Here is a 22,537-nt window from a genome sequence, read left to right on the forward strand (position 1 = left end):
GAGCAATTTTATCAATTGTGTATTGCCAATCGTGATTTAAGCTTGGAAATGAATGCAGCCGGAGAATTAATAATTATGCCACCAGTAGGAGGAGAAAGCGGAAATCAAGAAGCAGATTTAATTACAGACTTGAATAATTGGAATCGTCAAGCTAAATTAGGGAAAGTTTTTAGTTCTTCAACTATCTTTATACTTCCCAACGGTGCAAAACGTTCTCCTGATGCTGCTTGGGTAAAATTAGAGCGGTGGGAAGCTTTAACGCCAGAACAACGAAAAAAATTTCCGCCACTTGTACCCGACTTTGTGATTGAACTGCGTTCGGAGACAGATAGGCTTGCACCAATTCAAGAGAAAATGCAGGAATACATTAAAAATGGTCTGCGCTTGGGTTGGCTGATTAATCCTCAAGATCGTCAAGTTGAAATTTACCGACTTTTGAAACCTGTAGAAGTTCTGCAAATGCCGGCGATTGTTTCTGGAGAAGATATATTGCCTGGATTTGAGTTGCAAGTAGAAAAATGGTAACTGAGCCAAAAACATAGCTTTTAAAAAACTAGAGAAAGTTGATTACCGAAGTACCATCAATATCGAGGGTGGAAAAATTTAATATAATTAACTGCCCTAAAGAATGGGTAAACCTGTCGGTGTACTTCACTAATTAGGTAAGTAATAAGTTTGCAAGTATAAGGTATAGGTTTCAATGGCACCGCCTCTTGTGTCTGTTCCGATGAAGAAAAAGAAGAAACCGTCTTTGGTGCTGACGCTCTCGGCTGCTGGGTTATTGATTGGGGCGGGGAGTGCCGCATACTGGTTGTTAGCTCCGAGACAACCATCTTGGAGCGATTTGCTAGTAGGTGCAAATATTGTTCCTGGTGATGCCCTATTTGCGGTTTCCCTGACAACAGATCCTCAGCAGTGGCAGAAATTGCGGGACTTTGGGACAAAAGAAACTCAAGCCGAACTGGATAAAAATTTAGTGCAGTTGCGCGATCGCTTTCTGACTAATAACGGTTACAATTTCCAAAAGGATATTGCTCCTTGGGTAGGCAATGAGGTTACGATCGCAATTCTTGCCCCAGCAACAGCGAGTAAACCTCCTCCTAAACCAGTTACCACCAATGAAGATGCTGCGAGTGATCAGCAGTCGATGGTAATGGTATTGCCAGTGAAAAACCCAGAAATCGCCAAAAATATTTTGGCACAACTCAAAACCTTTAAACAAGGCAAATGGATTGACCGTACTTATCAAGGAATCGCCATTAAACAAAATCAGGGACAAGCAGGAGAAAACTTCTCAGCGGTATTACTAGATGGGCGTTTTTTAGTCATAACTGATCATCCCAAAGCCGCAGAAAGAGCAATTGATGCCTACACAAGTAAAACATCCCTAGCCACAACAGGGGGTTTTGCGGAGAATTTCCCGAAAATTGCCAACTCCCAACCCTTTGCCCAGTTTTATGTAAACGTCCCAACAGCAGCCAAAATAGCTGCGGCTTCTCCAAACCGCCCAATACCAGCTCAAGTTTTGGCTCAACTGCAAAATAACCAAGGTTTAGCAGCAACAATGATCTTAGAGCCAGAAGGAATCCGCTTCAAGGGCGTTTCTTGGCTAAACCCTAATAGTCAACGTGTGCTGGCGGTGGAAAACAAAGCTGGGAAAATGCAAAGCCTTGTACCAGCGGAAACCTTGATGATGCTGTCTGGCGGTAACTTACAGAGGTTGTGGGGAGATTACGTTTTAACATCTCAGGGAAATCCCCTCTCGCCGATCGCACCAGAACAGATTAGAAGTGGTATAAAATCTCTTACCGATCTCGATTTAGATCAGGATTTGCTCAGTTGGATGAAAGGCGAGTTTTCTTTATCACTGATTCCGACTACTCCAAAAGAAGGTTCACCAGATGATTTTCTGGCGGGTTTGGTGTTTATGGTTCAGGGAAGTAATCGCAAATTAGCGGAAGCATCCCTAAAACAGCTCGATGAAGTGATGAAAAGTCAATACCAGTTCCAAGTACAATCGGGGAAAGTCGCAGGTGTACCCGTTGTTAACTGGGTTTCACCCTATGGTACGTTAACTGCCACCCACGGCTGGTTAGATAAAGATATTGCCTTTCTAGTAGTGGGCGCTCCCATTACTGATAAAATTATTCTTAAACCCAATAACACACTAGCTAATACTCTTCCCTTCCAACAAACAGTTCCTACAGAGCCAAATCCGACAAATGGTCAATTTTTTCTGGATGTGCAACGGACTGTGAAAAATTTCCCTTTACCAACTCTAATTCCCAATCAACAATCTTTGCTAGCTGCAACGCGCTCAATTGGGATGACATCCTCTGTCAGCGATAGTCGCAGTAACCGTTACGACATTTTTATAGGACTCAAAAAAGTTAGGAACTCGACTGCTTTGCCTAGTCCAGAAAGCAGTAAGAGCAACTCTGCTACACCATAATTTAAATAGGGGAGTGGGGAGTAGGGAGTAGGGAGTGGTGAAAGAAAATTCCCTATTTACCGTTTCACCTGTCCTATGACCTTCTAAAGAGATAGGATCAGAACAGTCAGTATCCATATTTTAAATCATTTACGGAGAGAACACTTTATGAATCTGGTTATACTCCAGAACTGGCTGGACAATGCCTCCTTTGCCATATTATTCCTGACAATGCTGGTGTATTGGGTAGGAGCGGCTTTTCCAAATTTGCCTTATTTAGCCGCTTTGGGGACAGGTGGGATGGCGATCGCTAATTTGTGCATGGCGACTCTATTAGGGGCACGATGGATAGAAGCTGGTTATTTTCCTTTAAGTAATCTGTATGAATCTCTGTTTTTCTTAACCTGGGGAATTACCACCATCCATCTAATTGCCGAAAATAGTAGCCGTAGCCGCTTAGTAGGAGTTGTGACAGCTCCTGTGGCAATGGCGATCGCTGCTTTTGCTACTATGACACTACCATCTCAGATGCAAGCGTCAGAACCTCTAGTCCCTGCCTTAAAGTCAAATTGGCTGATGATGCATGTCAGCGTCATGATGTTAAGTTATTCTGCTTTGATGGTGGGTTCGTTATTAGCGATCGCTTTTCTAATTGTCACTCGCGGTAAAGACATCCAACTGCAAGGCAGTTCTGTCGGGAATGGTGGTTATCGCAGCAACGGCTACCGCTTGCACAAAGGATCTGAGCTAGTTTCTCAACCACCAGCATCTCTTGTCGAAAATAACGGCTTTACTCGTTTTGAAAGTAGTAGCAACGGCAACAGTAACGGTAACACCGCCGTTTTGAATATAGTAGCTGCCCCTGAGTCTCAAGCCGTAACATTTGCTGAAGCCCTTTCACCCCAGCGCCTTAGCCTTGCCGAAACCCTCGACAACATTAGTTATCGCGTCATCGGATTAGGTTTTCCCTTATTGACAATTGGGATCATTGCCGGTGGCGTTTGGGCTAATGAAGCGTGGGGTTCTTACTGGAGTTGGGACCCCAAAGAAACTTGGGCATTAATCACTTGGTTAGTTTTCGCCGCCTACCTTCACTCTCGAATCACTCGCGGTTGGCAAGGGCGTAGTCCGGCAATTTTAGCCGCCACTGGCTTTGTCGTTGTCTGGGTTTGTTATCTCGGTGTGAATCTCTTGGGTAAAGGTTTGCATTCTTACGGTTGGTTCTTCTAAAAACCCCATCTATCACGCTGTAGGGGCAATTCATGAATTGCCCCTACCTAAAAATCAGGGTTTTGGCTATTGTTTGCGTAAGTCCTGATTCTGTGAACAATGGAGTTAAAACCCCAGTTAAAAAATTAACTTTATATTGGGTAGCACTAAATCTACAAAATCATCCTTTTATTTCGGATGAACCGCTAAATGTGTGGAAACTATAGATTTAGTCACAGGAGATTTTTATGGAAGATATATTCGAGAGACTGAATCACGATGAAGTTGTGTCTATAGAACCAGACACTTTTGATAAGTTAAATATTGCTAAAACTTTTAAAGTCCGTGATTTGATTACAGCAATTAAGGAATATATTGGAACAGAGGAGACAGATGAAGTAAATTTATATACTCAAGGATTAAATTGTGAAGTTTTGCAATTTAGTACTCAGGGATGGAAAAAAGGAAAAGTTAGACTCGCTTTAGAATTTTGTCCTGATGAACCTGAATCACCACTTGATGAAATTTATCAACAACTCAAACAATTAGAAAACTAATATCCAGTAAAATTGTACTAAGTTTAAAAACTTTAGCTCTTCTCTCTTCGCAAAGGAGGGCTAAGGAGTAGATGTTTCTTTTAATGTAGCTTTACTATGCTACTAATTGAAGTGCGGAAGGTCTGATAAAAACTCTGTGCATTCCCAAAGCATAATCTTATGTAGTTGCGTAGGCGTAGCCCATCGTAGATATCGCTCCAGATCCGTCACAATAAAAGTTGCCGATGTTTGAGGCGCTGATTATGGAAGAATTATTAACTCTCAAAGACTTGCTTGTTAAGGGCGATGTTCAAGGAGCATTGCTGATAGTGGAAGAATTAACAGAAATGAGCCGAAATGACATAATCAAGACGATTCGTAGCTATGCAGTGATTTTGCTGTTGCATCTGATTAAACAACAAGCTGAAAATCGTACGACTCGCTCTTGGGAAGTCTCAATTCGGAATTCAGTTCGAGAAATTCAACGAGAAAATAAGCGGACTAAAGCTGGAGGTTATTATCTCACGCCAGAAGAATTGTTAGAAATCTTAGCAGAAGCCTATTTAAATGCCATTGATGAAGCAACGCTTGAAGTAGAAGAAGGTCGTTATGAGTCTGAAGAATTAGAAAAGCTGGTTAACCGCGAAGAAATTATCAATCGTGCTTTGGCTTTAATCTTACCAGGAGAGTCTAGCTAATTGGCTAAACAGCGACTCGATACATTATTAGTAGAGTTAAATTTATGTTCTTCTCGCGCCTTGGCACAGCGGTTAATTCAGGCGGGAGAAGTTACTGTTAATCAGCAGTTAATTGATAAACCTGGTACAGAAGTTGATATTTCGGCTCAAATAAATATTAAGGTGCGATCGCCTTTTGTTTCTAGAGGCGGTGAAAAACTCTCCAAAGCTTTGTCAGTATTCGCCATTTCCGTACCAGAACGCATTTGTTTAGATGGTGGGATTTCTACTGGTGGTTTTACTGATTGTCTCTTGCAAGCTGGAGCAAAACAAGTTTACGGCATTGATGTTGGTTACGGGCAAGTTGACTGGCGGTTGCGAAATGATGCGCGGGTGATTTTGCGGGAACGTACCAATTTACGGCAACTACGACCAGATGAATTATATGGTGAAAATGACCCGATTCCTGATTTAGCGGTGGTGGATGTATCGTTTATTTCCTTAACCAAAATTCTGCCTGCTTTGTGGCAACTAACTCAAGCTAACCGAGAAGCTGTATTGTTAGTCAAGCCACAGTTTGAAGTTGGCAGATCCCGTGTGGGTAAAAAAGGCGTTGTGCGCGATCCAAACGACCAAGCTGATGCCATTTTCCAAGTGTTACAGACAGCTCAAGAATTAGGATGGAAATATAAAGGCTTAACTTGGTCGCCGATAACTGGCCCTGCTGGAAATATCGAGTATCTCTTATGGTTGGAAATGGAAAGTCAAACACCACCGCTTGATTTAGAGGCAATTAAGCAAATAACCCAATCAGCGACAACTGATTTACGGAAAAGTTAAACGTCGTAGATTAGACATTCTACAGAATCTGGATGACTATCGCAGTAATTTTCCAGAGAGGTTTTGCTTTGTTTTGCTTGCTGTTGATCGGCTTTCTCGGCTTGCAATTCTTCCACAGTATCCCAAGCTACGGCACAACCAGCAGAATCATTACCATCTAGCTCACAAGTTGTACGTGCTTCAGTAATGGCATCAGTAATGGCTTCTTCAATGTTTGCCGCCCCAGCATTTTCAAATGAGTTTAGGGTAGTTGTCATGATACTTTCACCTTTAATTTACAGAGATAGATATTAGGAGATACAGGATAGTTTTATGTCCTATAACCTGCGCCCTATTTCGGTTATATTCTCAATTTTGCACCCCAAATTGAGAATATCAGGCAATTGTCAGAACAGTTTGATAGAAGTTGATAAATACTTATAAACGGTAACATATAGGAAACAATTTTTATTTATTCTCAATACTTTATCCCTAATTCTTGTCGTAGACGATACAGAATTGTGTTTTGGTCAACTTGAGAAAGAATTTCTTGAATGACGCTGCTAGCGCCCAACTGTCCCCAAGTGCAGCCTTTTTCGAGATATACCTGAGCAGCTTTGCCAACGGTGTATGCGCCATAACCGGCGATACCAGCTTGAGCGATCGCACTACCAGCAAAAGCAGTAATATTAGTGGGATTATCGCCACTGGTTATTGCAGCTGTACTCTTGCCCAAACCTAACAGCAAACTACTGCCTAATTCTGAGAGCAGTAAGCCACCAGAACTAAATAAAATCGTTTTTAAAATTTTCCCGGCTTCATAGCTAGTCATCGGCAAACCATACAACCTAGCCAAAGCGCGAATTAAAGCCAAATCGGCAACAGTTCCGCCAAGGATATCTAAAAAGGCGATGGGATTTAACCCGACAGCCAAAGCTTTGTATTTGGTAAACTGCCAGATAATATCTTCGGCTTGTTGTTCGCCCAAATCGATGGTTTTTTGAGCGATCGCTGCTTCCGCACTCCGTGCTTGGATCAGTGCATTTAAAGCCAGAAGCGATCGCCCTTCCCGATTGAGAATGTTCAAAATTGTCTGCTTTAATTCGTCTACTTGCGGTAGTGGTGTCTCCCATTCATAACTGACACGACCATCAGTCCACTCAACCCGCACTTCCATTGGTGCTGGTTCTGCCGCCACCATGACAATTTCATCAGGTAGCAGAGGCTTTGCTTGAGAATGTCCAGCACCCAATTGTTGCAAATTTTCGTAAATCGCGGACTTGTCTCTATCTGGGTACAAATCTATCTTGTTAAACACCAAAATCAGGGGTTTTTGTGACTGTCGCAATTCCAGCAGCGCCTGATACTCAGTGCGCGTTATATCACCAGACACGACAAACAAAATCAAATCCGCCTGATGCACTACTTCTCGTGCCATGTCTGCCCGTGACTCACCCTCAATTTCATCTAATCCGGGGGTATCAATTAACTCTACTAGCACTTGACCACCGGGCTGCCAACGCACAGAACGAGGCCATTGAGTGACACCGTTTAGAGGTCCAGTTTGCAAAATTTTCTCTCCCAGCAAGGCATTCAACACCGCCGACTTGCCACGACTTACCAAACCAAAGGCGGCAATTCTAATAATGTTAGAATCCAGTTTTTTGAGTGTGGAGTTCAAAACTTCTAATTCTGGTTTCACCAAACCTGCCAATTCTGGGTTAGATGAAAGCCGTCCCGATTTGCGAAGATATCCATACCAAGACAGCGCTTGTCTGAGACTGGCGCGGGCACGATTTAAGTGAGTTTCTTGCAGATTACGCACGAAGTTAGGTTGATTCAAGGTTGAACAAACAACAGGCTACATATCCATTTTGATCTAATTCCCAGGTTTTTAGCCTGTTTTATCAAAAGGAGTCAGAATTCAGAATCCAGGAGTCAGAATGCTCCACCCATGTTCGCGCAGCGTCCCGTAGGGAAGAGATAGAGTAAAAACATCGGAAAAATCTTTTAATTCTGTTTCGCTTGACTTCGGGCAAGGTTTTAAACCAATATTCATTACCCAGTCGTACAGAATTCAATTCTGACTCCTGAGTTCTGAATTCTTCTTATAAAGTTGAGATTAGAACATAGGATTGTGTTCATTATCCCAACATTTGCGATCGCGCCAGTTTCTGCCAGTATGTTCACATTCAGATGCATTATCTATCCAAGGAATCGATGTAGCGTGTTGCGAGGTTCCTATGGAAGTGAATAAAGGCAATAATAAGGATAAAGTTATCAATGTACAAATCGGTAGAGTGATTAAATATCCAGTGAGCAGCACAACGTTACAATGAGTCCAAAAAGTTCTGTATATTTTATTATTTTTTTGATTAGTTTTTAAGCTAGTTGTTGACTTTGAGAAAAGCATAATGCAACCCTATTAATGTCAGTTTATATAGCAATCCCATTTGATTTATAAAAGCCAAGCTGACTGAGAGCTAGCCATATCAGGTTTTGGCTCTCAGTGTATTTAGCAGAAATCAAATAAGAATCCTATATAAGTACGGATTTTTACTTAAGGATATTATTAAAGCTATAGTACTCTGGTGTCAAAGGTGAAGTGGCAACTTCTTAGAAGTTTTAATCTTTGAGCGCTAAAAAATGTTTTTCATGAAAATATGTTGAAGTTGTGGCGATCGCCCTTGCGTAAATCCTGATAAATTTAACGTGAATTCAACGCTTCCATTTGTGAAGATGTTGGACTAGCTACCATAGATCATGAGCAAACTATAATCTTACAAATTGATTATTATAAGTATGCGTACAAAAATATTGATTCCGTCCGATTACTTATTCAGCAGTTTGTGGCTGTGGATTGCATATAGTTCAATACCGTTCAGTTAAGCCCAAAATCCTTGGTAGAGACGCGAAATTTCGCGTCTCTACAGGTCTAAAATCAGTACTAAAAATCCTTAACTGAACCGTATTGGGATATAGTTGCTATTCTAGATGACACAACGAAAAATTGCAGCTTGATTAATTGATATGGCAACTTTAGCCATCAAGTTAGATAAACCACTATCAGCACAATTATTTTCAATTCCAAATAAAAAAGCTGGGGAAATGACTCAATTCAATTCCCCATATCTCTTAGATTGTAAAATATTTAGAGTTAATTAGAATTATTCCGAAAGCAAACTGGGAGAAGTTAGTACGAAAACATCCCAACTTCCTTGAGCATCAGTTTGTGGTTTTATGGGATTGGCAAAGTGGAAGAATTCATGATCATTGACCAATAAGAGTTCTCCAGGATTTAGAACTTTGCTAAATACAGGTTTTTCTTTTTTGGCAGTATACAGATGTGTTTCTCCACCTTGAATATTATCTCTAGCTACTGAGAAGATGCCAATAAAATCAGTGCCATCTTGATGGATACCTTCAGGTGCTGGATTACCTAAATTATCTGGCGAACAAATAATTTTAATTTGATGAACTCCGATTTCAGCTTCAGGATGAAGTTTACAAGAATCACTAAATGCTAAGACAAGATTTCTGAAAATATCAAGTTCTATGAGTGCATCATCTAATTCTGCAAACTCTCTTTTTACGTCACCCACTAATGGATTATACTCTTTACTTTGAGAGAAGTAGCCATGAGGTAATTTGATTAACTGATTTCCAGAGACTGTGAACCGAGATAATCTTCTCGAACGATAGTTGCCTTTGATATAAGGATCAATAGGCATATTACTAAAAAATGGCTTGAAACCTTCTGGATTTATGGAATTTACTTTTCTTAGAGTAAACAGAAAAGCATATTCTAATTCCGTTGATGTCCACACTTTTTGCATAGGATTTACCTCCTTGCACGTTGAAATTCTCCCGGATTTTTATGGGAGGCTTATAATACTTAGTATATGCTACTTATTATTAATATGTTGTCAATTTGACTACAAAATTTGACACTTTGTGATATGTAAAGTTGCTCAAATTCTGTCACAGAGCGGAGTCATGCTCGTGGGTGTATGAGTAGCTGCTGAAAAAATATGCTAATCGGGGTTCGGTGGGGAAGGAATCGACGTATATTTACTAGCAGCAACAAGGTTTTAGAATGATTGATTGGCTTTACCGTTACCCACCTTTATATCCAGGTATTCTGTTAAAACGCTACAAGCGGTTTTTTGCTGACGTTCAACTTATTTCTGGCGAAATAGTAACAGCACACTGTCCCAATACAGGGCCGATGACTGGAGTATCGACTCTCCAAAGTGCGGTACAGCTTTCCAAAAGCGATAATCTTAACCGCAAATTGGCTTACACTTTAGAGCTAATTCAAGTACATGACAACGAGCCGACTTGGGTAGGCGTGAATACTTTTTTGCCCAATCGGGTGGTAAAGCTAGCTTTAGCGAAACATCTTTTCCCAGAATTGGGTAACTACAGCCAAATCAGGAGCGAGGTGGTTTATGGACTAGATAAAAAAAGTCGAGTGGATTTTTTCTTAACGGGGAGTGATGAGGAGCGCCCGATTTATTTAGAAGTGAAAAACACAACTTTTTCTGAGGGGAGATTAGCCTTATTTCCCGACACAGAAACTACAAGAGGACAAAAGCACTTACGAGAATTAATGGCGCTGCTACCTCTAACTCGTGCAGTGATGTTTTACTTTATCAATCGGAGTGATTGTACTGAGTTTTCTCCTGGCGATCGCACAGATCCTGTCTATGGTAAATTATTACGGGATGCGATCGCTCTTGGTTTAGAAGTTTTACCTTGCCGTTTTGACATTTCCCCCGAAGGTATCCGTTATTTGGGTTTGGCAAAACTAAAAATTTGATTACATCTAACTAAGAGAGATGTTACTTTGCAACGTCTCTACAATAATAAAACAATAAATCCATCTAGATACTGTCTAGATGGATTTATTGATAGTTGGTATTTACTAAAAAATATTCAACCAGACTGTAATAAAGAAACGACTATAGATAGTCGCTGCCCCACAAATAGCATTTGCTATTCTGAGGTTTGCTTATGCAGGAATCAAAACTGTGTCAATGACGTGGATGACACCGTTATCAGCAGCAACGTCTGCTGTTGAAACTGTTGCATCATTTATTTTAACGCCATTAGAAGCGTCAATTTTTACATCTGAACCTTCAACTGTTTTAGCTGTCTTCAGTTTAACTACATCAGCAGCCAATACTTTGCCTGAGACAACATGATAGGTCAAGATTTTCTTGAGCTTTGCAGTATCTTTCAATAATGCATCTACTGTACCTGCTGGAAGCTTGTTAAAAGCTTCATCAGTGGGTGCAAATACTGTGAATGGACCAGCGCCTTGAAGTGTATCAACCAGACCAGCCGCTTGGATTGCTGCAACTAGTGTCTTGAAAGAACCATTGTTAGTGGCAGTGTCAATGATGTTGGCCATGTGTTTTACCTAGTTCTGTGTAACCTGTTACAAATCTAAAGTATTTATTCAATAAAATCTATCTATCGTTAGACGTATGTCAAATCAAATTCTTTATTGATATTATAAAAAGTTATATTAATTTTTATACAACTTAGAGAATTATATATTATTTTTGCGTATGGGTTAATCGCTCCTTTTTCTATACATCGGTAGAGGCGATCGCATCCATGAGTATCGACACAGCACTTCGATTACCAAAAAAGTTAGTCAAACAAATGATTAAAAATACTTTGTTGGTATAAACAGCTTTTTAGATGTTTAGAATTTATTTGGTAAATTTACACTTTAATCTATGCTATACAATTAATTCAGGGGTTTTTCCGAATTCATAATCTGCTTGTCATAGCTTTTTGTCAGGATTCGTTAACCAAAAATGTTGGTAATAAGCGTATTTAACTGATATTATTTCATCATTAAATACATTTCACTCTCTGTTTGTGTAATTCTACTTGCTTGGAAATAATAAACGGCTCATCGCACTAATGCTTTTAGCAATTGTGATTGGTCATTTATTTCCATAATTTATCATGCCTATAAATTACGCCAAAACCCCCTCTGACTGAGATTTATCCATATCCTCTGCATTCTGTGCGGTTGATTTTTCCGTTGCCTGTGCCTAGTTCAGGTATGTCAACAATGAGACTTTTAGGTAATATTTCCCCAAACCATAACTTTCATGAACAGAAGAAGACTTATCGCTTGGATGGCTACGGCAGTTACCAGCATGATGCTGGTAATAGGCTTGCAGTTTGTCAATTTATCGCCAGCAAGCTCTGTAACCACACTTAACGTGTATGCGGCTATTAGCTTAACAAATGCCCTAAATAGCATTAAGACTCAGTACCAAAATGCTAACCCAAGTGTCAACGTTGTTTATACGTTTGGTGCTTCTGGTACCTTATTGAGCCAAATACAAGCAGGAGCACCAGCAGATATTTTCATTTCTGCTGCCACCGACCAATTAGATGTTTTGCAGAATTCAAGCCCAAGTAGATTGGTTGCAGGTAGCCGTAAAACCATTGTCAGAAACCGTCTAGCTTTGATTGCCCCTACGACACCTCCTGTTAGTGCTGGTAGTGCTGCTCTCAGAACCATCAATGGTTTAACTAACGCCAACATTACTGGCATTGCTATAGGTGACTACACAGGTACTCCTCCAGTTGTGCCAGCAGGAGATTATGCCAGACAAGTTCTTACCAGTCGAGGTATTTTCACTACTGTTACTCCTAAATTATACCGTGCACCTAATGTACGTGCAGTTTTAACTGCTGTTGAAAATAAAACTCTTGTAGTTAATGGTGTAAATAGAACTATTGACGCAGGTTTTGTTTACACAACCGATGCTGCCATTTCTAACAAAGTAAGAGTCGTACAAACTGCCCAAACAACAGAGAGCGATCCGATTGTCTACCCACTAGGCATACTCACCAGAACTACAGTTTTATCGACGGCACAAAGTTTTTCTACCTACTTAAGTGGTACTACAGCCAGGAATATCTTCAGAGATTATGGCTTTATCCTGCCTTAATCACCACGTCGTTGTCGTAAATTTTGAACTATTTGGAGTCATGTCTCGTGAAGTTCACTAAAAAACTCTCAATTATTGTTTGTAGTTTGACCACTGCCTTAGCTAGCACTGCTGTGATTACCAATACTTATAAGTCAGCAGCACAAGCGGAAGGACAAGAGCTGATTACCAACGGAGGATTTGAAATCGATCCTCTGATCAATCCTAATAATCCCAACGTTACAAATCCTAATGTTACAGGATGGATTAAGTCTGGTGATCCGATAGATACATCAGTTGTTAAAATTAGCAACTTTCCTAACACTGGGAACCAGGGTTTATCCCTTGGTGGATTTTCAAGCATTAGCTACATATCACAGACTATCCCTACAGTTCCTGGTCAATACTACCAACTTACTTACTATTTCGCATCCATAGAGGAAGCACCTGACCTTGAGAATAAATTTAAGGTTTTTATAGGTGAAAAGAAGGTTGATGTGAAAAAGGATACTCCTTACCAGCCCTATACGCAATACACATTAGATTTTAAAGCAAAAGGAACATCCACCCAGATAAAGTTTGCTTCCAAAGCCAAGTATGGGTTTTTATATTTGGATGATGTGAGTGTCAAATCTACATCTAAAAATAAAGGAGTTAACTATGAGTATGAAGTGGTAAATGATCAGGATGAATAAAGCATAAGTAGAAGTCTGTCAAGTTCTTAGTAAGGACTTTAGTCCTTACTAAAAACCCTCAAAACTAGCTTGACAAATTAATGGATGTAACTAGTAACTTGTTTTAATTGTCGGAAATTGTAATTATTTGGAGTCAAGTTTCATGAAGTTAACTGAAAAACTCTCAATTATTGTTTTTAGTTTTACTACTACATTAATTAGCACTGCTGTGATTACTAATACTTTTAATTCAGTAGCAGAAGCGGCAGAACTTGTTAAAAACGGAAGCTTTGAAATCGACCCTCTCGTAGATCCTAATGATCCCAACGTTACAAATCCTAATGTTACAGGATGGACTAAATCTGGTGATCCGCTGGATACATCATTAACTAAAATTAGCAACTTTCCTGAGCATAATAGTGGTAATCAGGGCTTATCACTTGGTGGATTTATAGACCTCAGCTACATATCACAGACGCTTTCTACACAACCTGGTGTGGAATATGAACTTAGTTACTTTTTAGCATCTATAGACGAGGCACCTTGGCTTGATAATCAATTTCAGACATTTGTAGGTGGAAATAAGATTTTTGATCAAAAAAACATTTCTTATCAAGCATACACGCCATATAAGTTCAATTTCACGGCAGACGCATCATCAACAGAGTTAAAGTTTGGATCTGTGGATAGATACGCATTTTTATACTTAGATAACGTGAGTGTAAAACCTGTGCCTGAACCATCAGTTATTGGAGGAATAGCTGCTGCTGGTTTGTTAGGAATTTGGCTGAAGAAAAAGAAGGCAATTAGCTGGAAAAAATAGCTTTTCTTGTCACTTTCGGAAAATAATAGAGCGATGTCTATGCAATCTCAACAAAAAAGGTGCATCACTCAATAGCCCGTCGTAGAAGCGCCAACTTGACGCAAGTGCGAATAATTAATCAGTGGTGGATATAAATCTACCACTAATTAATTTTTACTCCTGAATTCTGACTGATGAATTCTTATTTAATGACACTACTTAGAGCCAGCATGAATGTAACTATCAACTTGTTTTAATTGTCAGAATTTGAAATTATTTGGAGTCAAGTTTCATGAAGTTAACTAAAAAACTCTCAATTATTGTTTTTAGTGTTACTACTAACTTAATTAGCAGTGCTGTGATTACTGGTACTTATATTCCAGTAGCGCAAGCACAATATGATCTCAACTTTGTTCTAGATCCTAAAAACCTTGTTTTTAACGGAGGATTTGAACTCGACGATCTCGTAGATCCTAATAATCCCAACGCTACAAATCCTAATGTTATAGGATGGACTAAGTTTGGCGATCCGATCAATACATCAGGAACTAGAATTAGCAATTTTCCTCACAGTGGTAATCAGGGTTTATCACTTGGTGGATTTGTAGACCTCAGCTACATATCACAGACGCTTTCTACACAACCTGGTGTGGAATATGAACTTAGTTACTTTTTAGCATCTATAGCTAAAGCACCTGATCTTGATAACGAATTTCAGGCATTTGTAGGTGGAAATAAGATTTTTGATCAGAAAAACATTTCTTATCAAGCATACACGCCATATAAGTTTAATTTCACGGCAGACGCATCATCCACAGAGTTAAAGTTGCAATTTTTCAGTAGATAATATACCGATCGCACAATGTAAAATCTAAAAGAGCGATTGCTTTGCTATATCTATTAATAAATATTGCAAATTTTGTCATAACTACACTACTGCTGCTGAAACTATACCCTTCACTTCTAATACAGCTGCAATCCGTAAAATTAACGCTTCATTATATGGTGCTGCGATCAATTGCACACCCAAAGGTAAGGCATTTTGGCGCTGAATTGGTACTGATAAAACGGGTAAACCGATAAAAGATAATGGTTGAGTAAATAACCCTAAATGAGGACGGACAAGAATTTCTTCGCCATCTAAAATCATAGTTTGTTGACCAATTAGCGGTGCAGAAATTGGTGTAGTTGGGGCAAGAATTACATCGACATTTTGAAAAACTTCTCGAATGCGATCGCAATACCATCTTCTAAAGCGTTGCGCTTGCAGATACCAGCTACTAGGAATTAACGCCCCAGCCAAAAAGCGATCGCGTGTAGCTATGTCAAAATCTTGAGGACGCGATCGCAACTTATCCAAATGCAGATTTGCACCCTCACTAGCTGTAATCACAAATGCTGCTGCACGAGCGCGGTGTGCTTCTGGTATTGTTACGTACTCAATGATATTTAAAGCATCAGCTACCTTCTGCGCTGCTGCTAAGGCTTCCGGTTCTGCGCTTTTGGTAAAATAATCATCGGCGATGCCTACGGCGGGCTTCGCCAACGCAATTCTAATTGCAGAGATATCTTGATTGAGTTGTGGTAAAATTAATTCAGGAGGACGTTTTGTACAAATTGGATCGCGATCGTCTTTGCCTTGAAGCACATCAAACACCGTAGCGATATCCTGTACCGAACGCGCAAAAGTCCCAATATGGTCAAAACTGCTAGAAAATAAAGCTACCCCAGCACGAGATAACCTTCCATAGGTTGGTTTAAAGCCAAAAACGCCACACAAAGCAGCCGGAACGCGAATCGAACCATTAGTATCAGAACCCAGAGTCAACGGTACTAACCCAGCAGCAACCGCCGCCGCCGAACCACCCGATGAACCACCAGCAACTCGTTGTAAATCGTGGGGGTTGTGAGTAGCGCCGTAATGGGAGTTTTCCGTCACAAAGCCATAGGCGTACTCATCCATATTCAAAGCGCCAACCAGCACCGCACCCGCTTGTTTTAGCTTGGCTACTGCGGTTGCATCTTGGCTAGCTGCTGGGTTTTCTGCATTAATTTTCGACCCCGCCAGAGTTGTTAAACCAGCAATATCGAAGAGATTTTTGACTGCAAAAGGAACACCAGCAAGCGAACCAGGGTTATTACCTTGAGCAATTTCTCGATCAATGCGCGTTGCATCCACCAAAGCAGTTTCAATAGTTATAGCCGTAAAACAGTTGAGTTGATGATCTCGCGCTACAATTTGTGCTAATGCAGCTTTGGTAACTTCCAATGCGCTAACTTTACCTTCACGGACAGCAGTTGCTATTGATACAGCGTCATTCATGGTTCAAAAACTGGTGCAGCTTCAACTTCTTCTGGTAATGGAAAAGAGTTTACTAGTTGTGCGATCGCTTTAATTCTCTCAAAATTTGCCACCACACCATCACGATACTCATCTCTTAACTGTGAATCCAACAACAACGCCATTTGATCAACATACACACCCACATCAAACTCTTGACTTATCATCTTTCTTCCTTTGCGGTAGCCTGCGGCAAGCCGAAGCGTCTACGTTATTCTAAATTTATAACTTCTTGCGGGAACTCAAAAAAACCATTTTCCCCAGCTACAAAATCAATCACCTGATATACAGCATCAATATTTAACTCACCATAAACGTGAGGAAATAATTCGCCTATTTCAGCCTCCTCATAACGAATTTCAGCTTGAACTTGATCAGAATCAATAAAAATTAACACTAATTCTTTTTGATTATAAAAAAATCTATTTGCAACTTTGACTATTTGCGTTGCTTTTGAACAGTGGATAAAACCTTCAGTGTCCAGCGTATCACCGCGATAGCTGTCCAAATCTTTTGCTTGTTCCCATTGTTGGCGTTGAGTGATGTGGAAGATAGGATTCATGTTGCTTGTACCATTTTACGAAGATCATTTAAAGGTGATTCGGGTTCATTAGGATTATCAGGATAAAATTCTAACACTACAGTAATGTTAAATTTTATACCTTCCTTAGAAGTTAATGGAGAAATAATTTCTGTAGATACTTTTATTCTGAGTTTCCCTGTTTGCCAGTCCGTAGAGCCAACTTTGAAAACTTGACAATTTATGCCTTCACTAGAAGATTGCCATGTGATATCTTCAGCTTGAAAATAGACTTCGTTTATGCATAGCTTTTGAAAAGCTCCTGAAACAGTTACATTAGCATTATCTAATTTTGTAGCAAATTTCTGCCTAAAATTTTGAGATATCAATTCTTTGAATCTGCTAACGATATATGTATCTTTATTAAATAACAAAACATCAGCATCAAAGTCTAAGAGGTTGTTTGAAAAGTAGTTTACTGTGATTTTAGGCACTTATCGATCCCCCCTAACCCCCCTTAAAAAGGGGGGAACCGGAATTAAAGCCCCCCTTTTTAAGGGGGGTTGGGGGGATCAATAACGTTTTGCTACCTACGAAAGAACTTTTAAAACATCCTCTAATAGTTGGCATATCTTGTTCATGTTAATCCTAGTAGTCAATGTAAATTAGGAAGTGTCCGCATGATAATTTAAACTAATCAATTATTTTAATCCGCAATTATTAACATAAATTCAGTGATAATACTGCTATTCAAGCCGCTAAAGATAATCGCTCTACAACATTATTCTTTAAAATCATCACGCAGAGGTGAAAAGAAAAACTCTGCGTCTCTGCGCCTCTGCGTGAGGTAATCATCTTATAAATTAGGCGGAATACAAACATCTGGCGCACATAACCCAAGAAACTCTAGCGTTGTCACCTCAAAAGTCTCCAAATCTACGCAGCGGATGGTGTGGTTATTAGTATCAGCAATATATAAATATGAACTCATAGCACTCAATCCCGAAGGTTCAAAAAACCGAGTATTTTTACCTTGGCCATCTTGTAAACCAGCAGCACCATCTCCCAAAACTGTTTGACAATTTCCACTGGAACTAACTAATTTAATTTTATGGTTATAGGTATCTGCCACCCACAAATAATTCTGAGCGTATTCCACTCCTAAACAGTGCTGTAAACGGACATCTTCACCCTGTCCATCAACATCGCCAAAGCCAAATAAACCCCCACTACCGCAAACTGTTCGTACTTGGTAAGGTTCTACAATTCCCACGCCCCGAATTGAGCTAACTTCACTGTCAGCAACATATAATTCTTTTCCATCGGTAGTAATACCACTAGGTTGAGCAAAAGCAGATTCAGTAAGTGAACCATCAACACAAGCTTCTGCACCAATACCAGCATAGGTTTTAACAATGCCAGTTTCCAAATCCATTTGCCAAATTTGATGCATCCCAGCCATTGCAATAAACAGAGTATTTCCCACTTTCACTAAATCCCAAGGGGAATTTAGCGCAGTTTGTAAACCAGCACCGCCATGAGGACGGATATTACAGCTTTGTTCACCAGTTCCCGCAATAGTCTCCACTACTTGGCGCTTCAGGTCAACTCGCCGCAGGGCATGATTTTCTGTATCAGCAACATAAAGAATCTGATTTTCAGCATCAAATGCCATTCCCTGTGGTGCAAAAAACTGTACTTCGTTGAAGGAACCATCAGTTAAGCCAGATTTTCCAGTACCAATCAAGTGCAAAATTTCGCCGTCAAAGTTACTCATGACTAGGCGGTGATGTCCAGAGTCAGCAATGAACAAACCCATTGGAGTAGCTAAGACTTTACCAGGAAAAGCTAGGGGTGTAATTAATAGTTGGCGCTGTTTTTCTAAAGTCAAGCTAAATTCTTGAAAATTAATTGTGCCTTTCTCTTCGTGTTGCTGAATTAACTTTTGAATCAACTTTTCTAAAGCGTCACGGTTTCCTTCACCAGAAATCTGGCCAATCACGTAACCTTCTGGGTCGATAATTATCAAGGTAGGCCAAGCACGCACAGCATACTCTTCCCAAACTCGAAAGCCGTCGTCAACTACAACGGCGTGTTCGATATCGTAGCGGAGGATAGCTTGACGAATATTTTCTATTTCTTTCTCGTTGTCAAATTTGGCAGAGTGGACACCGATAACGGTAAGGCTATCTTTATATTTTTGTTCTAAATATTTTAGGTTTGGCAAAATATGCAGACAATTAATACAGCAGTATGTCCAAAAGTCTAAAATTATAACTCTACCTTTAAGCTGTTTAATAGACAAAGGTCTATCAGTGTTGAGCCAAGAGTAATTTTGTGGTAATTCTGGCGCTCTGACACGGGGAATCATAAAGTATACTTTGCTCTTAGAGGATATTTATACCAATTTTCTGAAATAGACCAAAGTTTAATTCCAGGAGAGTTAAATATTTAACCAGTAAATATGAAGTCAGAAACACGAAACATATTATTACAACCTTACGCACAATTACAAGAAATCATTGATGAGTTGTACGAAGCTCATGACAGAGCAATAACAAACAATGATTTTGATGATGCTAGCTTGTTGGCTAGTAGAGCAGATAGACTTTATGAAGAAGCAGAAAATTTGGAAATTGTGATTTCAGAACAGGAGCAAAGATGAAAACAATTGAAGAATTAAAAACTTGGATTAAGGAACTCAGTAAACTAGCTGTTGAACTCAGGCAAAAAGCATCTGAAGTGTATTTAACTAACCAAGAGCAAGCCAAACAGTTTAGGCAACAGGCAAGAGAAGCTAGTAAGCGCTGCCAAGTATTGATACAAGAGTTAAAACGCCAATAAGTATAAACTATAAGTGATTTGAGCGTGTGTCACTTTTGAAAAGACTTGACAAACTAACTACTGAAAATTTATCAACTTGGGTGCAACTAGCCAAAACCCAAGCTGAACGTGGACGAGTTTGCGATCGCATTCCAATATTAGCTTTAGCTAATCCCAATTCGTTTGCAGTTCACATCTCCTGTCAATTGGGCAAAACTATCAGCTTTGGGGATACCGCTTGTATATTCCCCTTGATGAGTGCCATTAAACCATTTTCTTTACTTTATCTGTTAGAACATTTTGGCGCAGAGACGGTTTTTGATTGGGTTGGGGTTGAACCATCGGATGCACCCTTCAATTCTTTAGAACAACTCATTGCCGATCGCGGACACCCCCGCAACCCCATGATTAATAGTGGAGCAATTACCCTGGCTGATAAATTACCAGGAAACAACCCTAGCAATCGCACCCTTTTATTTTGTCAATGGCTGAACCAATTAGCAGGTTGTCAGCTAAGGTTAGATGAGGTCATGTTAGCTTCAGTGCGATTAACACGCTCAACAGCCAATCAAGCGATCGCTAATTATCTTACCGAAATCGGACATCTAAAAAATATTGAAACAGCACTTGACACCTACGAGCAAATATGCTCTCTATCTGGGCGAGTTGAAGATTTAGCCCTGCTAGGAAAACTCCTAGCTTGTGAAAGCGACTGTTTATCAGCACAAAACCGCCGGATTGTCAACGCTGTAATGTTAACTTGTGGATTATATGAAGCTTCTGCCGAGTTTGCAGTCAAGATTGGTCTACCGATGAAATCAGGGATTGGTGGTGGACTTTTAGCAATAGTACCAGGAGAGGGAGCGATCGCTTGCTACAGTCCAGCCTTGGATAATATCGGAAATCCGGTAGCGGGGCTGGTCTTTGTTGAGGCTTTAGCGCAAAAGTTACAGTTTAGTATCTTTGGGTAAATGCTGCTTTTGAATCGGCAGAGAAATGATGAATTCTGTACCATTACCCATTTCCGATTTACAAGTTAGTTCTCCTCCATGTTTTTCGACTACAATCTGATGACTAATCGAAAGTCCCATACCAGTGCCAACGCCTCTGGCTTTAGTGGTAAAGAACATCTCAAAAATTCTTTCTTGAGTATCGGCGGGCATCCCACAACCGTTATCAGCAATGCGGACAACTACCCAGTTTTTATCTTGGAGTTCAGTAGCGATCGTAATTCGTGGATTGTCCTGTTCCTGCAATGCATCAAGAGCATTGCTGATAATATTCATGAACACTTGATAAAGCGAGCTAGAAAAACCTTCAATATTGGGAATATCACCGTAGAATCGCTCAATTATAACGCCTTTTTTGATGCGGCTACTGAGGATGAGCAGCGTACTCTCAATGCATTCGTGCAGATTGACCGGATGCATTTCTGCTTCATCTAAGCGAGAGAAGTTTTTTAAGCTTAAGACAATTTGCAGCACGCGATCAGCGCCGAACTTCATTGAATGCAAAAGTTTAGGTAAATCTTCTTCTACGAATTCTGCATCAATTTCGGTAGCGTAGGCTTGCACAGCTAGAGGTGAATTAGGCACTTCTTGACGATAAATTTGTAACAATCCCAACAAATCGTCTACGTGTTGAATAGCCGGATCTAAATTGCCGTAGATAAAATTTACCGGATTATTAATTTCATGGGCAATACCAGCTACCATTCGTCCTAAGCTAGACATTTTTTCACTTTGGAGTAATTGGGCTTCTTACATTTGCTGCTGACGAAAGGCGGCTGCTTGCTGTTCTTCCAGTAGACATTTAACCCTGTGCAAAACTTGGTTGAAAGCAGTAGCAAGTATCCCAATTTCATCTGTAGTTATGACAGGTGCTTGCAAATCAAAGTTAGATTCTTTGGTGACTCGCTGCGCCACATTCGTCAGCATTTCAACGGGATAGGTAATTGTTCGACTCGTAAACAAAGCTAAAAGAGTAGCAATCATAACTGACAACAGGATGCTGGCAGCCATGATTTGAATCCGCATTTGTGCTGCTGTCTTTAACGTCGTCGTTGCTGCCTTTAAGTCGTCATAAGAAGCATTAATTATAGTGACCAGTTCATCGGAGATACCGTCAAACTTAAGTGCTAACTCACTGTTAGTAAACTTTAAGAGTTTTTGTTGTGCGATCGCAATCTTATTGTCAGTTAAAGGCGATAGATCAATTTGCTTAAATAGCTCCTGAAGCTGCTGAATATAAGCTTCTGACACACCATCATAAGTTTTTAGAAGCAGGGGAATATTTTCATAGTGCTTTTCCTTGGCATAATCGGCAGTTTTAATATAGGCTTGGATTTCAGGCAAAAACCGCTCAATTTTAGCTATATGCACAATAATATGTTGATATTCCTCCCTGTATAAGTCTGGAGTCGCGGCCAAGGGAATAAGTTGCTGTTGGTGCGTCCGAGTTTGGAGGATACCTGTCTGGAGGCGATGAAGCAAATTGATTTCCTTAAAAGCGTTTTGTTGCTGCTGCAACGCCTGTCCTTGATAATAGTCTCCAAAGATTAACCCAATTGTGGTTCCTAAAATTCCCACACTGAGGGCAAGAGCATAGCCACATTTAATCTTGTTACCAATACTCAAACCATTGGTAACTCGTATAAACCACCCTCTTCGGCTCGATTGTCCGACGGCGATATCGCCGGAAACTGGCACAAAATCTGAACCTTGAGTTTGGGAAGCCATAG

General features: G+C 40.1%; 25 protein-coding genes and 1 pseudogene. 15 read left to right on the top strand and 11 right to left on the bottom strand.

Going from position 1 to position 22,537, the window contains the following annotated elements; translation table 11 throughout:
• The 6 genes from ACEW80_RS33090 to ACEW80_RS33115 all read left to right on the top strand — a co-directional run.
• Positions 1 to 525, top strand: a 525-nt coding sequence (locus ACEW80_RS33090) for a Uma2 family endonuclease (protein WP_373530674.1), incomplete at its 5' end; no start/stop codon positions are given.
• Between the two features lie 175 nt (positions 526 to 700).
• Positions 701 to 2,452 carry a DUF3352 domain-containing protein gene (locus ACEW80_RS33095; protein WP_373530675.1) on the top strand — a complete coding sequence of 584 codons (1,752 nt, stop codon included), beginning with the start codon at positions 701 to 703 and terminating at the stop codon, positions 2,450 to 2,452.
• Between the two features lie 147 nt (positions 2,453 to 2,599).
• Positions 2,600 to 3,661 (top strand): c-type cytochrome biogenesis protein CcsB, encoded by a 1,062-nt coding sequence (ccsB, locus tag ACEW80_RS33100; protein WP_373530676.1) that lies wholly within the window; start codon positions 2,600 to 2,602, stop codon positions 3,659 to 3,661.
• Between the two features lie 227 nt (positions 3,662 to 3,888).
• Complete coding sequence (locus tag ACEW80_RS33105; RefSeq protein ID WP_373530677.1) at positions 3,889 to 4,197, top strand: KGK domain-containing protein; 309 nt, start codon at positions 3,889 to 3,891, stop codon at positions 4,195 to 4,197.
• A gap of 242 nt (positions 4,198 to 4,439) precedes the next feature.
• Positions 4,440 to 4,874 carry a DUF29 family protein gene (locus ACEW80_RS33110; protein ID WP_373530678.1) on the top strand — a complete coding sequence of 145 codons (435 nt, stop codon included), beginning with the start codon at positions 4,440 to 4,442 and terminating at the stop codon, positions 4,872 to 4,874.
• Complete coding sequence (locus ACEW80_RS33115; RefSeq protein ID WP_373530679.1) at positions 4,875 to 5,693, top strand: TlyA family RNA methyltransferase; 819 nt, start codon at positions 4,875 to 4,877, stop codon at positions 5,691 to 5,693. It begins immediately after the preceding gene.
• Here ACEW80_RS33115 and ACEW80_RS33120 read toward each other — a convergent pair.
• On the bottom strand, positions 5,690 to 5,950 hold the full coding sequence (locus ACEW80_RS33120) for a Calvin cycle protein CP12 (protein WP_373530680.1): 261 nt from the start codon (positions 5,948 to 5,950) through the stop codon (positions 5,690 to 5,692). The genes ACEW80_RS33115 and ACEW80_RS33120 overlap by 4 nt on opposite strands.
• Positions 5,951 to 6,150: 200 nt before the next feature.
• Positions 6,151 to 7,497, bottom strand: coding sequence for a GTP-binding protein (locus ACEW80_RS33125; protein WP_373530699.1), 1,347 nt, complete (start codon positions 7,495 to 7,497; stop codon positions 6,151 to 6,153).
• 1,196 nt (positions 7,498 to 8,693) lie between these two features.
• Here ACEW80_RS33125 and ACEW80_RS33130 point away from each other — a divergent pair.
• Positions 8,694 to 8,837: pseudogene (locus ACEW80_RS33130) on the top strand (DUF711 domain-containing protein); the annotation flags it as partial.
• A gap of 2 nt (positions 8,838 to 8,839) precedes the next feature.
• Here the strand turns inward: ACEW80_RS33130 and ACEW80_RS33135 are convergent.
• A complete protein-coding gene (locus ACEW80_RS33135; RefSeq protein ID WP_373530681.1) occupies positions 8,840 to 9,508 on the bottom strand; it encodes a 2OG-Fe dioxygenase family protein in 669 nt (222 codons plus the stop codon).
• 260 nt (positions 9,509 to 9,768) lie between these two features.
• Between ACEW80_RS33135 and sfsA the strand changes: the two genes are divergently transcribed.
• Positions 9,769 to 10,494: a DNA/RNA nuclease SfsA gene (gene sfsA / locus ACEW80_RS33140; RefSeq protein WP_373530682.1), complete on the top strand. Its 726-nt coding sequence runs from the start codon at positions 9,769 to 9,771 to the stop codon at positions 10,492 to 10,494.
• A gap of 192 nt (positions 10,495 to 10,686) precedes the next feature.
• On the opposite strand, the gene ACEW80_RS33145 is transcribed toward sfsA, so the two are convergent.
• Positions 10,687 to 11,088 carry a fasciclin domain-containing protein gene (locus ACEW80_RS33145; RefSeq protein ID WP_373530683.1) on the bottom strand — a complete coding sequence of 134 codons (402 nt, stop codon included), beginning with the start codon at positions 11,086 to 11,088 and terminating at the stop codon, positions 10,687 to 10,689.
• A gap of 745 nt (positions 11,089 to 11,833) precedes the next feature.
• On the opposite strand from ACEW80_RS33145, the gene modA reads away from it, so the two are divergent.
• From modA to ACEW80_RS33165, 4 genes are all read left to right on the top strand, one after another.
• On the top strand, positions 11,834 to 12,658 hold the full coding sequence (modA, locus tag ACEW80_RS33150; protein ID WP_373530684.1) for a molybdate ABC transporter substrate-binding protein: 825 nt from the start codon (positions 11,834 to 11,836) through the stop codon (positions 12,656 to 12,658).
• A gap of 47 nt (positions 12,659 to 12,705) precedes the next feature.
• Complete coding sequence (locus ACEW80_RS33155) at positions 12,706 to 13,332, top strand: DUF642 domain-containing protein (RefSeq protein ID WP_373530685.1); 627 nt, start codon at positions 12,706 to 12,708, stop codon at positions 13,330 to 13,332.
• Between the two features lie 142 nt (positions 13,333 to 13,474).
• Positions 13,475 to 14,134, top strand: a complete 660-nt coding sequence (locus tag ACEW80_RS33160) for a DUF642 domain-containing protein (RefSeq protein ID WP_373530686.1) — start codon at positions 13,475 to 13,477, stop codon at positions 14,132 to 14,134.
• A gap of 271 nt (positions 14,135 to 14,405) precedes the next feature.
• Complete coding sequence (locus tag ACEW80_RS33165) at positions 14,406 to 14,960, top strand: hypothetical protein (protein ID WP_373530687.1); 555 nt, start codon at positions 14,406 to 14,408, stop codon at positions 14,958 to 14,960.
• Positions 14,961 to 15,041: 81 nt separating this feature from the next.
• Here ACEW80_RS33165 and ACEW80_RS33170 read toward each other — a convergent pair whose 3' ends face one another.
• The 5 genes from ACEW80_RS33170 to ACEW80_RS33190 form a co-directional block, all read right to left on the bottom strand.
• A complete protein-coding gene (locus ACEW80_RS33170; RefSeq protein WP_373530688.1) occupies positions 15,042 to 16,436 on the bottom strand; it encodes an AtzE family amidohydrolase in 1,395 nt (464 codons plus the stop codon).
• Positions 16,433 to 16,621: a DUF4089 domain-containing protein gene (locus ACEW80_RS33175; protein ID WP_373530689.1), complete on the bottom strand. Its 189-nt coding sequence runs from the start codon at positions 16,619 to 16,621 to the stop codon at positions 16,433 to 16,435. Before ACEW80_RS33175 ends, ACEW80_RS33170 begins: the two co-directional genes overlap by 4 nt.
• 44 nt (positions 16,622 to 16,665) lie before the next feature.
• Positions 16,666 to 17,016 (bottom strand): DUF952 domain-containing protein, encoded by a 351-nt coding sequence (locus ACEW80_RS33180; protein WP_373530690.1) that lies wholly within the window; start codon positions 17,014 to 17,016, stop codon positions 16,666 to 16,668.
• The gene (locus tag ACEW80_RS33185; RefSeq protein ID WP_373530691.1) at positions 17,013 to 17,468 is read right to left on the bottom strand and encodes a KGK domain-containing protein; all 456 of its coding nucleotides are present in this window, start codon (positions 17,466 to 17,468) and stop codon (positions 17,013 to 17,015) included. Before ACEW80_RS33185 ends, ACEW80_RS33180 begins: the two co-directional genes overlap by 4 nt.
• A gap of 362 nt (positions 17,469 to 17,830) precedes the next feature.
• Positions 17,831 to 19,345: a thioredoxin-like domain-containing protein gene (locus ACEW80_RS33190; RefSeq protein ID WP_373530692.1), complete on the bottom strand. Its 1,515-nt coding sequence runs from the start codon at positions 19,343 to 19,345 to the stop codon at positions 17,831 to 17,833.
• A gap of 93 nt (positions 19,346 to 19,438) precedes the next feature.
• On the opposite strand from ACEW80_RS33190, the gene ACEW80_RS33195 reads away from it, so the two are divergent.
• Genes ACEW80_RS33195 through glsA form a run of 3 tightly spaced genes read left to right on the top strand, consistent with a single transcriptional unit; the run spans position 19,439 to position 20,768 of the window.
• Positions 19,439 to 19,639: a hypothetical protein gene (locus tag ACEW80_RS33195; protein WP_373530693.1), complete on the top strand. Its 201-nt coding sequence runs from the start codon at positions 19,439 to 19,441 to the stop codon at positions 19,637 to 19,639.
• Entirely contained in the window at positions 19,636 to 19,818 is a 183-nt protein-coding gene (locus ACEW80_RS33200; RefSeq protein ID WP_373530694.1) for a hypothetical protein, read from the top strand. Before ACEW80_RS33195 ends, ACEW80_RS33200 begins: the two co-directional genes overlap by 4 nt.
• 35 nt (positions 19,819 to 19,853) lie before the next feature.
• Positions 19,854 to 20,768 (top strand): glutaminase A, encoded by a 915-nt coding sequence (gene glsA / locus ACEW80_RS33205; protein WP_373530700.1) that lies wholly within the window; start codon positions 19,854 to 19,856, stop codon positions 20,766 to 20,768.
• Here the strand turns inward: glsA and ACEW80_RS33210 are convergent.
• Entirely contained in the window at positions 20,745 to 21,530 is a 786-nt protein-coding gene (locus tag ACEW80_RS33210) for a sensor histidine kinase (protein WP_373530695.1), read from the bottom strand. The two genes, glsA and ACEW80_RS33210, sit on opposite strands and share 24 nt — an antisense overlap.
• Before the next feature lie 27 nt (positions 21,531 to 21,557).
• Positions 21,558 to 22,535 carry a HAMP domain-containing protein gene (locus tag ACEW80_RS33215; protein ID WP_373530696.1) on the bottom strand — a complete coding sequence of 326 codons (978 nt, stop codon included), beginning with the start codon at positions 22,533 to 22,535 and terminating at the stop codon, positions 21,558 to 21,560.
• Positions 22,536 to 22,537 lie beyond the last annotated feature (2 nt).

The sequence above is a fragment of the Nostoc sp. genome, assembly GCF_041747015.1.
GTDB lineage: Bacteria > Cyanobacteriota > Cyanobacteriia > Cyanobacteriales > Nostocaceae > Nostoc.

Bases quoted from the DNA above. Each gene is read 5' to 3' on its own strand.
- modA (WP_373530684.1), top strand. From the start codon at position 11,834: ATGGCTACGGCAGTTACCAGCATGATGCTGGTAATAGGCTTGCAGTTT.
- ACEW80_RS33200 (WP_373530694.1), top strand. From the start codon at position 19,636: ATGAAAACAATTGAAGAATTAAAAACTTGGATTAAGGAACTCAGTAAA.
- ACEW80_RS33120 (WP_373530680.1), bottom strand. From the start codon at position 5,950: ATGACAACTACCCTAAACTCATTTGAAAATGCTGGGGCGGCAAACATT.
- sfsA (WP_373530682.1), top strand. From the start codon at position 9,769: ATGATTGATTGGCTTTACCGTTACCCACCTTTATATCCAGGTATTCTG.
- ACEW80_RS33175 (WP_373530689.1), bottom strand. From the start codon at position 16,621: ATGATAAGTCAAGAGTTTGATGTGGGTGTGTATGTTGATCAAATGGCG.
- ACEW80_RS33180 (WP_373530690.1), bottom strand. From the start codon at position 17,016: ATGAATCCTATCTTCCACATCACTCAACGCCAACAATGGGAACAAGCA.
- ACEW80_RS33110 (WP_373530678.1), top strand. From the start codon at position 4,440: ATGGAAGAATTATTAACTCTCAAAGACTTGCTTGTTAAGGGCGATGTT.
- ACEW80_RS33190 (WP_373530692.1), bottom strand. From the start codon at position 19,345: ATGATTCCCCGTGTCAGAGCGCCAGAATTACCACAAAATTACTCTTGG.
- ACEW80_RS33095 (WP_373530675.1), top strand. From the start codon at position 701: ATGGCACCGCCTCTTGTGTCTGTTCCGATGAAGAAAAAGAAGAAACCG.
- ACEW80_RS33135 (WP_373530681.1), bottom strand. From the start codon at position 9,508: ATGCAAAAAGTGTGGACATCAACGGAATTAGAATATGCTTTTCTGTTT.
- ccsB (WP_373530676.1), top strand. From the start codon at position 2,600: ATGAATCTGGTTATACTCCAGAACTGGCTGGACAATGCCTCCTTTGCC.
- ACEW80_RS33210 (WP_373530695.1), bottom strand. From the start codon at position 21,530: ATGTCTAGCTTAGGACGAATGGTAGCTGGTATTGCCCATGAAATTAAT.
- ACEW80_RS33170 (WP_373530688.1), bottom strand. From the start codon at position 16,436: ATGAATGACGCTGTATCAATAGCAACTGCTGTCCGTGAAGGTAAAGTT.
- ACEW80_RS33105 (WP_373530677.1), top strand. From the start codon at position 3,889: ATGGAAGATATATTCGAGAGACTGAATCACGATGAAGTTGTGTCTATA.
- ACEW80_RS33165 (WP_373530687.1), top strand. From the start codon at position 14,406: ATGAAGTTAACTAAAAAACTCTCAATTATTGTTTTTAGTGTTACTACT.
- ACEW80_RS33215 (WP_373530696.1), bottom strand. From the start codon at position 22,535: ATGGCTTCCCAAACTCAAGGTTCAGATTTTGTGCCAGTTTCCGGCGAT.
- ACEW80_RS33195 (WP_373530693.1), top strand. From the start codon at position 19,439: ATGAAGTCAGAAACACGAAACATATTATTACAACCTTACGCACAATTA.
- ACEW80_RS33145 (WP_373530683.1), bottom strand. From the start codon at position 11,088: ATGGCCAACATCATTGACACTGCCACTAACAATGGTTCTTTCAAGACA.
- ACEW80_RS33160 (WP_373530686.1), top strand. From the start codon at position 13,475: ATGAAGTTAACTGAAAAACTCTCAATTATTGTTTTTAGTTTTACTACT.